Genomic DNA, 11,304 nt, shown 5'->3' on the forward strand with positions numbered 1-11,304 from the left:
ATGTCCCGTTCCCTGCCCGGCAAGGAGATCACCTACAGCATTTCGGAGCTGGCCCACGAGTTCGATGTCACGCCGCGCACCATCCGCTACTACGAGGATGAGGGGCTGCTCACTCCCCAGCGGGAGGGGCAAACTCGCATCTACAGCCATCGGGACAAGATCCGGCTCAAATTGACCCTGCGCGGCAAACGGCTGGGGTTTAGCCTGGCCGAGATCCGCGAGCTGTTTGATATGTACGACACCGACAAATCGAGCAAAACCCAGCTCCACTCCATGATCCAGCTGATCGAGGCAAAACGCGGCGCCCTGCGCCAGCAACTGGAGGATATCCAGATGGTGATGGCCGAGCTGGAAGCCGCCGAACAGCGCTGTGTTAATTCCCTTAACAGCTTGAAAACTGGCTCAGATTAACCGAATCTGGGAGCAAGCTATTGCCTTGGGGATCCCATGAGATATTGGTGCTGGTTTTTGCTCTTGTTCAGCCTCTCTGGCTGGAGCCATCCCATCATCAAGGTTGGTGGATACCCCTATGCCCCCTTTGTGGTCAAACTCCCCGATTCCCGCTATGAAGGACTGACCCTGGAGCTTATCGACCAGCTCAATGCCGTACAGAAAGAGGTGACCTTCGTCTTTGTCCCCACCTCGGCCGCCAACCGTTACAAGGCGCTCGATCTGGGCCGGTTCTCGCTGATGTTGTTTGAAGACACCAAGTGGGGCTGGGACACCGATAAATTCAAGATGACAGCCCCCTTCCTCGGTGGTGGCGAGGTCTATGTGGCCCTGAACAAAGCGGGGCGGGATCAGCGCTTTTTTGACGATCCTGCCAGCCATCACCTCATCGGGGTGACCGGCTATCACTACGGCGTCGGCCAGTTCAATGCCGATCCCCTCTACCTGCAGCGCAAGCTCAATATCACTCTGGTCAAAGACAACGTCAGCGCCCTGCAAGCGCTACTCAAAGGGCGCGGCGAGGTAGCCATTCTCAACGTTTCCTACCTTAACCAGTATCTGCAGGCCAATCCCGACACAGCCGACCAGTTGCTGATCTCGCAAAAATGGGATCAACAGTATCAACACCGCGCCATCCTTCACCCTGAGGCCCCCATTACCCCTGCCCAGCTGGAACAGTGGCTGGCAGCGCTGCAACAAAAAGGTGAACTGGATCGCCTTTGGACAAAGTACGGCGTACAACAGCACGCAACCCCATGATTACTATCCAGCTTTTCTGTACCATGGCGGGAACCACATGGGAGTGCACCAAATGAACACCACCGAGCCCGCGTCCCCCAAGCTCCGCTTGCTGCGCTACCTTGCCTACGCTTTCCTGCTGCTTCTTATCCTGATGACCCTGCTGCTGTGGCAAACCCCCCGTCTGATCCAGCGCTATCTGCCCGGCTGGCTGGCTGAGCACTATGGCCTGCAACTGACGCTGGGAGAGATTGACGTAGGGCTGCGCAACCCTTCTCTCACCCTCGGCGCGACTACCCTGCTCGATGCCAAGCAGCAGCCCATCATCGGTTTTGAGCAGCTCTTTATCACCCCAAACCTGCAAGCCAGCTGGCAGCAGAAAGGGGTCGTGCTTTCCGCCGTCACCCTGACCAAACCCGTGGTGCTGCTGCAACGTCTGACAGACAAAAAGGGGGAGGTTCGACTCAATCTGACCGATGCGCTGGCGACCCTGCTCGCCCCTGCCCCCTCCCCCGAGCCCGAAACAGCCAGCGCCCCGCTATTGGTCGATATTGCCAGCATCGCAGTCACTGACGGCCATGTGCGCTATCAGGATCAGCGCAAGGAGAGCGAACCCGGCTGGTTGCCGCCTCTCAATCTGGAGAAAATGACCCTCAAGCTCGATAACCTGCGCACCGAGGCAAATCACCCGACCGCCTATCAGCTGAACGCCGCCATCAACGGCAAAAGCAGCCTCGCTGCCCACGGCAAACTCGATGTGATGAGCGGCATGGGTCAGGGCAAAGCGAGCCTCAAACAGGTCGACCTGAAACCCTTCGCCCCGCTCTGGGCACCCTATCTCAAGCTGGATCTGGCCAAGGGCCACGCCAATGCAGAGGTGGAGTACCAGCTTAAAGAGGGCAAGCAAGGAGTGCTGTGGCAATTGTCCAAAGGCAAGCTGACCCTGGACAACTGGCAGCTTAAAAAACACAAGGGCGACGAATTTGCCCGCTTCGGCCAGCTGGCCCTGAGCGATCTGGCTGTCGATGGCCAGAAACAGTCGCTCCAGATCGGCAAGGTGACCCTGCAACAGCCCCTGCTCAAGGCCACCCTCAACCCACAGCAGGAGCTGGATCTGGCTGACTTGCTGATTGAACAGGCCCCCGCCAAACCTGCCAAAGGGGCCCACGCCGCAAACGAGGTGGCCAGCAATGCGGCGCCCAAATCGGCACCACAAGCAAAGACAGCCGGTAACGGCAAGAAACAGGTGCCAGACAAACCCTGGCAATGGCAGATCAAGCAGATCCTTATCGACAAGGGCGATCTCACCCTCACCGAATCGAGCAGCGGCAAACCGCAGGCACGCCAGCTCTCCGGCCTCAAGCTGGCGCTGGGGCCACTGGGCAGCAAGGGGGAGCAACCGAGCAAACTGACTCTGGCCACCCAGTTCAACCAGAGCAGCCCCCTCGCCTTTGATGGCCAACTGACCCTGACTCCTTTCACCTTAAGTGGCGACATCAACCAGCAGGGGCTGCCCCTGACGCTGGCACAGCCCTATCTAGCCGATCTGGTACGCATTAAGGTGCAAAACGGGCTGCTGAGCAGCAAGACCCGCCTTGATCTCGCCACCACCGCCCAGGGAGATCTGAGCAAGCTGACCCTGCAAGGGGGGCTCGATATCAACGGGCTCAAAGTAGTCGATCGGGCAGACAATCAGCGGCTGCTGGAGTTCAACACCCTGGCTCTCACCGGTCTGACGTACGACGGCATCAGCCAGCAGATGCGGATCAAGGAGATTGCCCTGAACAAGCCCTTCGCCCGCATCGAGATCAACGAAGATGGCACCACCAACCTGCAACAGCTGCTGTTGCCGCAACCGGCGGCAGCAAAAAGTACTCAAGCAGCGGCAGGCAGCAAGGCTCCCGACTTTCGTTTCACCATCGACCAGCTGCGCACCGAGCAGGGCAACCTGCGCTTTGCCGACCGCAGTCTGAGTCAGGATTTTGTGGCCGATATCGCCTCGCTGGGCGGCCAGAGTCGCCATATCAGCAATATTCCGGGGCAACGCTCCGATCTCGCCTTCAACGGCAAGGTGGATCGCTATGCGCCAGTGACCATTCGCGGCGGTACCAACCTGCTGGTCGCCAACCCGATCCTCGACATCGCGGTCGCTTTCCACAATCTGGAGCTCACCACCTTTACCCCCTATTCGGGCACCTATGCCGGTTATGCCATCGACAAGGGGCAGCTCTCCATGAAGCTGCACTACAAGCTGGAGGGTAACCGGCTGGAGGGGGATAACGACATCACCATCAAGAAGCTGCAACTGGGCGAGAAGATCAAGAGCGATCAGGCCAAGGATCTGCCACTGGGGCTGGCCATCGCCCTGCTGAGCGATGCCAACGGGGTGATACAGATGAACCTCAAAGTAAAGGGGGATCTTGATCAACCGGACTTCAGCATCGGCAATATCTTCTGGGATGTGCTGGGCAACACACTGAGCAAGGCGATCACCTCCCCCTTCTCCCTGCTCGCCTCGCTGGCCGATGGCACCGAAGATCTCGACGAACTTCCTTTCCTGCCGGGGGATCCCGATCTCACCCCCACCCAGCAGGAGAAACTGGTCAAGCTGGCGCAGGCCCTCAAGGATAGACCTAAGCTCAGCATGAACATTCGCGGCAAGGTCAACTTCAACGAGGAGCGTCCCATCCTGCAACGGCAAAAGCTGGAGCGGGTACTGGCCAAGCTCACCGGCAATCAGGCGGATCTCGACCTGCTGGAACAGGACCCCGCCCTGCAAGAGGCGCTGGCCCAAGCCTATGAAGAGCGCTTTGGCGAAGATCTGGAAGATCTGGCCGATCGCCTCCATCTGGATGAAGAGAGCGCGGCACTGCGGGCCCAGGCGGTGATCCTGCTGCGGGATCAGCAGCTCATCACCGCCAAATCCCTGCGCAATCTCGCCATGCGCCGGGCGCAAAATACCAAGGAGTTTCTGGTCGACAGCCAGGGGATCGCTCCGGAGCGGCTGTTCGTGCTCGACAGCCAGGTCAAGGAAGAGGACAAGGAAGCCAAAGTGATCCTGACGCTGGATCAGTGACGCCGCCGCACTTCGTAAAAAGCGTAATAAAAATACAACCCCTCAACTATTTTGACACCTTTTGCTCACCAAACAGCCTGTCCTGGTGAGCATTTGGCCTCTGATGCAAATAATCACGTAGTTTTTTTACGATTTATCCCCTCTGCCCCCTTGCGGGCGCGCCACAGCCTGCCTAAAATCGCGCGTCTTTTGTTAACCCCACCTCTATTTTTGGAGAACGCCACGTGAGCGAAAAATTGGCCAACCCTGCCCCTCTGGGTCTGATGGGTTTCGGTATGACCACCATCCTGCTGAACATCCATAACGCAGGTTTCTTCCCCATCAGCGCCATGATCCTGGCCATGGGCCTGTGCTACGGCGGCATCGCCCAGATCATTGCTGGCATCATGGAGTACAAGCGTGGCAACACCTTCGGTGTGACCGCGTTCACCTCCTACGGCCTGTTCTGGCTGAGCCTGGTGTTCCTGCTGATCATGCCGACCATGGGTCTGGCCGAAGCCACTCCGCACGCCTACATGGGTTGGTATCTGCTGATGTGGGGCATGTTCACCCTGTTCATGCTGGTTGGCACCATCAACTACCCGCGCGCCAAGCAGTTCGTATTCGCCTCCCTGACCGTGCTGTTCTTCCTGCTGGCCGCCCGTGACTTCACCGGCAGCACCCTGATCGGCACCATCGCCGGTTTCGAAGGCATCATCTGTGGCGCCAGCGCCATCTACCTGGCCATGGCCACCGTGATCAACGAGCAATTCGGCCGCACCGTAATGCCGATCGGCGATCACAAGAAAGCCGCCGCCGTACAGCTGAAAGCAGCTGCCTGATAGGCAAGCCACTCAGATTGTGAAAAAGGCACCCTCGGGTGCCTTTTTGCTATCTCGAATAACCGTTCAACAGATCGATTATCAGCCAAGTGACTCGGCGTCCACCTCCCCCGCCAGCAAGCGGGTCGCGGGGAAACGCAGGGCGGGATCCTGGCTAAAGAACTGGCTCAGTTGCCGGTATACCGCGGGATAGACCTGCTGCAGCCGCAGCGGATCGGTAAAGAAGCACTCGCAGCAGACGGCGAAAAACTCCGCGGGATGTTCAGCAGCATAGGGATCGATGGCGGTCACTTCGTCCCGATCGAGCTGCTGGCACAACTCGTCGAAGGCGGTCTGAAAGGCCTGTTGCCAGAGCTGGCTGCTCATCTGCCCCGGCAACGGCGGCGCACCGTCCGCCTCACCGCCCAGCATATCGAGCTTGTGGGCCAGCTCGTGGATCACCAGATTAAAGCCGTCCCAGTCGCCATCTTGCTGCAGTTCGCTCCAGGCCAGCACCAGCGGCCCTTGCGGCCAGGATTCGCCAGCGTTCTCCTCTTCAAACTCGCTCACCAGCCCGAACTCATCCTGCACCTCCTGACGCCGGGTGACGGGCTCGGGAATAATGATGATTTCGTGAAAGCCGCGATACCAGTCGATACCGAGATGAAGAATGGGCAACGCCGCCTGCAGCGCCAGCACCGCCTGTTGACGTGGGCTGAGCTCGACCCCGATCAGGGTCAGGGTCTTGCGCTTGAGTAGCTGTTGCCCCAAGCCGATAAGCGTCGTCTGCTCGGTGTCGCTGAGCCCTTGCAAGATGGGCACTGCCGCCAGCGCCTGACGCCACAATGCCAACTCATCCTCACTCATGGACGTTTGCGGGCGACCACCCAGCCATTTGAACCATCCCAGCACGCCTACTCCTTCTTTTGATGCAAAAAACAGGTTACAGCAGTTTGACGAACCGTTTCGGCCGCTCCTGATAATCCTGCGCCAGATAGAAACGGTGGGCCGCCTCGCGCTTGAGACTGCTGGATAGCTCCAGCTGGGCGCAACCTGCGGCCCGCGCCATCGCTTCGGCTCCCTTGAGCAAGGCTGCGCCCACTCCCGTCCCTCTTGCCCCTTCATCGACAACCAGCGCCGAGATCAGGCCCCAAGCTGGTGCAACATGCAGCGGTGCCAGCTTGTGCCACACCAGCACGCCGACCACCTTGTCGCCTAGGGAGGCGAGCAGCACAACACTCGCGGGATCCGGCGCCAACAGGCGCTCCGTCACGTCAGCGCCTTCGGCAGGATACCCCAATTGGGTGAACAGGTGGGCGATGGCGCTCCCGTCGTCGTCCTCAGGGGGACGGATCGTCAAAGTGTCAGGGTCAATTTTCATTGTTGGCCTCATGTTTGCTTTCCATTGTGTTACGCCCGTCACATTGTCTGGCGCAGATCAACAAGGAGGATCTCATCTTTACTCATAGAAAACGCTGCCTGCCATTATCCCCCCACCCTTGTCAATTCACAAATTTGCAACAAGGCAACATTTTTCGCTGGGAAGCACTGATACAACTCGATATGTTACAAGCCATGCATGGCGCGTGTTTGCGCTCTGCTTAACCCCTCAACCCCGCGCTCATTTGTTAACTGGATTGTTAACAAACAGGGCCAAAAACAGTGACAGAGAGCGAGGCCAAGATCTCGCCAAGACAGCGCCACAAACACAACAAAGGAGTTGTTGTACATGAATGAAATCGTCAATGCCATCAATGGTGTAATCTGGAGCCCTGCGCTCATCTACCTGTGTCTGGGGGTCGGTCTTTACTTCTCCCTGCGCACCCGTTTTTTGCAACTGCGTCATATCAAAGAGATGGTGCGCCTGATGTTTGATGGCAAGAGCACCGATGCCGGTGTCTCCTCCTTCCAGGCACTGGCCATGACCCTGGCCGGTCGTGTGGGTACCGGTAACATCGCCGGTGTGGCCACCGCCATCACCTTCGGTGGCCCGGGCGCCCTGTTCTGGATGTGGATGGTCGCCTTCCTCGGCGCCAGCTCCGCCTTCGTGGAGTCCACCCTGGGTCAGGTTTACAAAGAGAAGATCAACGGTGAATACCGCGGCGGCCCGGCCTTCTATATCGAGAAAGGGCTTGGCATGAAGTGGTACGCCTGGACCTTCGCCATCGCTACCGTCTTCGCCTGCGGCGTGCTGCTGCCGGGCGTGCAGGCCAACTCCATCGGCTCCAGTCTGCAGACCGCCTTTAATATCGATCCGAACGTCACTGCCGCCGGTCTGGCGCTGCTGCTCGGCTTTATTATCTTCGGTGGCGTCAAGCGTATCGCCAGCTTTGCCAGTACCGTAGTGCCCTTTATGGCGCTCGGCTACATCATCGTGGCTTGTGTCATCATCGCCCTCAATATCGGCCAGCTGCCGGGCGTGATCCTGCTGATCTGGAAGAGCGCCTTCGGTCTGGATGCCGGTTTCGGTGCCATTCTGGGTCTGGCCATCATGTGGGGGGTAAAACGCGGGGTCTACTCCAACGAAGCGGGTCAGGGTACCGGGCCGCACGCCTCCTCTGCTGCGGCAGTGAGCCACCCGGCCAAGCAAGGTCTGGTGCAGGCGTTCTCCGTCTATATCGACACCCTGTTCGTCTGCTCCGCCACCGGCTTTATGCTGCTGATCACCGGTCTCTATAACGTACAAGGGCCGGACGGCGCCGCCATCTACACGGGTATTGCCGGTATCGCAGCAGGCCCGGGCTATGTGCAGACCGCCATGGAGAGCATGATGCCGGGCTTTGGCAGCATTTTCGTGGCCATCGCGCTGTTCTTCTTCGCGTTCACCACCATCGTTGCCTACTACTACATCGCCGAAACCAACATCGCCTACATCAACCGCAAGATTAATCGCCCCTGGCTCACCTTCTTGCTGAAAATTGCGCTGATGGCTGCCACTGTCTACGGCACCGTCAAGACGGCGGATCTGGCGTGGGGCATGGGTGATATCGGGGTTGGCCTGATGGCATGGCTCAACATCATCGCCATCCTGCTGCTGCAAAAGACCGCCTTCACCTGTCTGAAGGATTATGAAGCGCAGCAGGCACAAGGTATTGACCCCGTATTCCACCCGGAGAAGCTCGGCATCAAGAACGCCGATTACTGGGTGGGCAAACGCTCCGAAGAGAACCTGGAGCGGGAGAAATCGGGCCATCAGTTCGAGCCGGATCAGGATCGCAAGACCTCCTGAACCAGAACGACATAAGAGATCAATAAAAATGGCAGCCTCGGCTGCCATTTTTATTTCTTTAATTTCAATAGGTTGCATTCAAACCAAGGAGTTAAGTGCCACATAAGGGACACGTTGGGACGTGAAAAGAGACCAAAATTGGCAAAATGTGGACACTTTTTTCTGCCCATTCCCGGGGAAATCACGCTGGTTGAAGATGGTTTTCCAACGGGTTAAAGCGGACAGCGTCATTGAGATAATCCGGTGCAAAGTGGGCGTATGTCATCGTCTGATGAAATATCAAGTGGCGCCCTCAAACGGTGGAACGCCCCCGTTTATGGATTTCGTGTTTGCGAGGCTCACCACGACGGCACCCCACACTGGCACCTGCTGCTATTTATGCGCCCGGAAGATCGCAACCGGGTGATCGGCATCCTGCAACGCTATGCCCTGACCGATGACCACGACGAGCTGGTACGGGATATCAAGGGCACCCCACCCTTTACCGACTTTACTCCCCGCTTTGACTGGAAAGAGATAGACCCAGCCAAGGGGGATGCCGCCGGCTATCTCGCCAAATACATTGCCAAGAACATCGACGGCGCCTACCTGGACGATGACGAGGAGGCTGGTACTGCCGCCGATGAGGGCGCCCTGCATGCCGTGGCTTGGGCCAGTTGGTGGGGTATTCGCACCTTCCAGCAGATCGGCGGCGCCCCGGTCGGGGTATGGCGTGAGCTGCGCCGCATCAGCAACGCCAAGAAGCATGCCGGTCTGGTGGGCCCACCCAAGCCCGTGCTGCAAGACCCACGATTTGAGGCTGCTCGCTTTGCCGCTAATAACGGCATCTTTCGCTGCTATCTGCACGCCATGGGCGGTGCACTGGCGACCCGCGCCGAACACCCCATCAAGCTGGCCCACCTCATCAAGGAGCAGGCCAACAGCTATGGCGAAGACATCAAGCGCCTGATGGGCATGACCTCCGCTCGCTTGGGCATCAAGACCCGCCTGCAAGGGTGGGAAATTGTGCCCGCCGGCACCCATGAAGCCAGGAAAGCCGCCGAGGCTGCAGCGAAGGGGGTTGGGGTTAAGACGGGCGACAGCCCGGCACCTTGGAGCTCTGACAATAACTGTACGCTACCGGATCCTGATGCCTTCACAGACCAGACCATGAGGGAACAATGGGGGTTATCCCCCTTCTCCATCGACCGATTGCGGGCTGGCGCCAGCGTCACGACAGACGGTTTCACCCTTTGGCTGGAGAATGGACAGTTGCAGTCAAGTCAATCGCTCCCGAGCGAGCCAGATTGGATAGCAGATTGCCAACCACCAACCGAACTGGACCAGCCGGATGAGTACGGCGTTTTTCAAGATAGTTGTCGCGCAAAGCTGTTTTAAGCAGCCTCTTTTTGCTCCGGCTCGGGTTTCTCGGGCCGCTCCGGATTTAGCATCACGGCACCGATAGGTGTCCAGTCTCGCGTCTTGCCACTCCACCTCGCTGGGTGTTGTGCTCGGGCGGCCTGGTACACAGCATCCCGTTTCGCCAGCAGGGCTTTATCGTCACCCCGATGCCGCTCGTTGGGTGTGACGAAGCGGATACGGCTATGCCGGTGCTCTTCGTTATACCAGGCCATAAAGTCGCGCACCCACTCCCTGGCCGCTTCCAGACTGGCAAAGCCGTCTGATGGCCACTGCGGACAGTACTTCAGCGTCCTGAACAATGACTCCGAGTACGGATTATCGTTGCTGACCCGAGGCCGTCCCCGCGAGGGCGTGACACCCAGGTCATGCATCTTGGTCAGCAGCGTGACTGACTTCATTGGCGCGCCGTTGTCCGAGTGCAAGACCAGCGGCTGCTTCCAGCACTGCTCGCGGATGATGCTCCGTTGCAGCAACGCCGCCGCCCGTTCACCGCACTCTTGCTCATGCACTTCCCAGCCCACCCCTTTGCGGCTGTAGATGTCCTCTATCAGATAGAGGTAGTAATACTGGCCGCGCACGAGTGACGGCAAGTAGGTGATATCCCAGGACCACACTTGATTGGGCCCAGTCGCGGTATGGCTGGTTGGTACCGGCACATGGCGCGGTGGCTGGCTCCGGCCACGCCTGTGCTGCTGGTCAGCCGCCCGCAAGATGCGATAGAAGCTCGACTCACTGGCCAAGTAGCGCCCCTGGTCGGCCAGCCGTGGCACAATTTGACTCGGCGGCAACGAGGCGAACTCCTGGCTATTGCAGACGTCCAGCACGGCCTGCCGCTCCTCTGGGCTCAATGCATGAGCAGGTATGGAACGAACCGCATCCGGTCGCCTATCGGCACTCAGCTCAGGCCCGGCCAACCAGCGCTGGAGCGTGCGCAGACTCAGCCCCAACACCTCGGCCGCAGGATGCTTGCGGGCGCCAGCTTCAAGCGCTTCGCGCCACCATGCAACGTATTGCTGCCGCTCTGGCAACGAGGTCAGTTGTCCTCGTCGACGTTGCTCCAGTAGGCATCGAGCTTTTTTTGCAATATCAGCAGAGCTGCTGCCTCGGCCAGGGCCTTGTCTTTGCGCCGCAGCTCTTGCTCCAGTTGCCGGATACGCTTCTTGTCCGCTTTGGCCTGTGCCTTCTCCGCCTGTTGTAAGGTACGAGCGGATTGCTGGCCCAGAATACAGGCTTGGCGCCATTGCTGGACTTGCTCGGGATAGAGACCCTTACGGCGGCAGTACTCACTGAGTTCAATCTCGGAAAGCGCAGCGGTTTCCAGCACGACGGCGAACTTGGCCTCGGCGGGCCATTCATCGGTCAGTTTGTTGTCCCCGGGCACAGGAGACCCTCCGTCTTTGGCGTGTTTGCGCCAATTATACAGAGTGACCTCGCTGATGTTTTCCTGCCGAGCCAACTCGGCCACCGACATATTGATGGGCGGCAGCAGCTTCTTGAGCAAAGCAGCCTTGCGCTCACTTGAATAACGAGCCATTCGACACTCTTTATCCGCCCCCGGTCTTCACATTTAGATTATTCAGATTAGGCGACAACTATTCTGACACCGGGGG

General features: G+C 58.7%; 8 protein-coding genes and 1 pseudogene. 6 read left to right on the plus strand and 3 right to left on the minus strand.

Annotated features, from left to right (window positions below):
* The 4 genes from AB5Y97_RS14240 to AB5Y97_RS14255 all read left to right on the plus strand — a co-directional run bounded on the left by AB5Y97_RS14240 (position 1) and on the right by AB5Y97_RS14255 (position 5,085).
* On the plus strand, positions 1 to 411 hold the full coding sequence (locus AB5Y97_RS14240) for a MerR family DNA-binding transcriptional regulator (protein WP_064341185.1): 411 nt from the start codon (positions 1 to 3) through the stop codon (positions 409 to 411).
* A 36-nt stretch (positions 412 to 447) separates the two neighbouring features.
* On the plus strand, positions 448 to 1,209 hold the full coding sequence (locus AB5Y97_RS14245; RefSeq protein WP_274160958.1) for an ABC transporter substrate-binding protein: 762 nt from the start codon (positions 448 to 450) through the stop codon (positions 1,207 to 1,209).
* A gap of 52 nt (positions 1,210 to 1,261) precedes the next feature.
* Positions 1,262 to 4,264, plus strand: a complete 3,003-nt coding sequence (locus AB5Y97_RS14250) for a DUF748 domain-containing protein (protein ID WP_274160957.1) — start codon at positions 1,262 to 1,264, stop codon at positions 4,262 to 4,264.
* A gap of 224 nt (positions 4,265 to 4,488) precedes the next feature.
* Entirely contained in the window at positions 4,489 to 5,085 is a 597-nt protein-coding gene (locus AB5Y97_RS14255) for a GPR1/FUN34/YaaH family transporter (RefSeq protein WP_005336948.1), read from the plus strand.
* Positions 5,086 to 5,166: 81 nt separating this feature from the next.
* Here AB5Y97_RS14255 and AB5Y97_RS14260 read toward each other — a convergent pair whose 3' ends face one another.
* Together AB5Y97_RS14260 and AB5Y97_RS14265 are read right to left on the minus strand one after the other, a co-directional pair.
* Positions 5,167 to 5,931: a zinc-dependent peptidase gene (locus AB5Y97_RS14260; RefSeq protein WP_234920658.1), complete on the minus strand. Its 765-nt coding sequence runs from the start codon at positions 5,929 to 5,931 to the stop codon at positions 5,167 to 5,169.
* A 76-nt stretch (positions 5,932 to 6,007) separates the two neighbouring features.
* Positions 6,008 to 6,445 (minus strand): GNAT family N-acetyltransferase, encoded by a 438-nt coding sequence (locus AB5Y97_RS14265; RefSeq protein ID WP_201948356.1) that lies wholly within the window; start codon positions 6,443 to 6,445, stop codon positions 6,008 to 6,010.
* Positions 6,446 to 6,793: 348 nt separating this feature from the next.
* Here AB5Y97_RS14265 and AB5Y97_RS14270 point away from each other — a divergent pair, with 348 nt between their 5' ends.
* The gene (locus tag AB5Y97_RS14270; protein WP_005360093.1) at positions 6,794 to 8,293 is read left to right on the plus strand and encodes a sodium:alanine symporter family protein; all 1,500 of its coding nucleotides are present in this window, start codon (positions 6,794 to 6,796) and stop codon (positions 8,291 to 8,293) included.
* Between the two features lie 288 nt (positions 8,294 to 8,581).
* Positions 8,582 to 9,637: pseudogene (locus tag AB5Y97_RS14275) on the plus strand (replication endonuclease); the annotation flags it as partial.
* Between the two features lie 29 nt (positions 9,638 to 9,666).
* Here AB5Y97_RS14275 and AB5Y97_RS14280 read toward each other — a convergent pair.
* Positions 9,667 to 11,228, minus strand: a protein-coding gene (locus AB5Y97_RS14280) for an IS3-like element ISAs20 family transposase (protein WP_088813959.1) whose coding sequence is annotated in 2 segments (ribosomal slippage) — positions 9,667 to 10,766 and positions 10,766 to 11,228 — 1,563 coding nt in all. Because the reading frame shifts where the segments join, the coding sequence is not laid out codon by codon here.
* Positions 11,229 to 11,304 lie beyond the last annotated feature (76 nt).

It is taken from the genome of Aeromonas sp. R10-2, from assembly GCF_040908445.1.
Taxonomy (GTDB): Bacteria; Pseudomonadota; Gammaproteobacteria; order Enterobacterales; family Aeromonadaceae; genus Aeromonas; species Aeromonas veronii.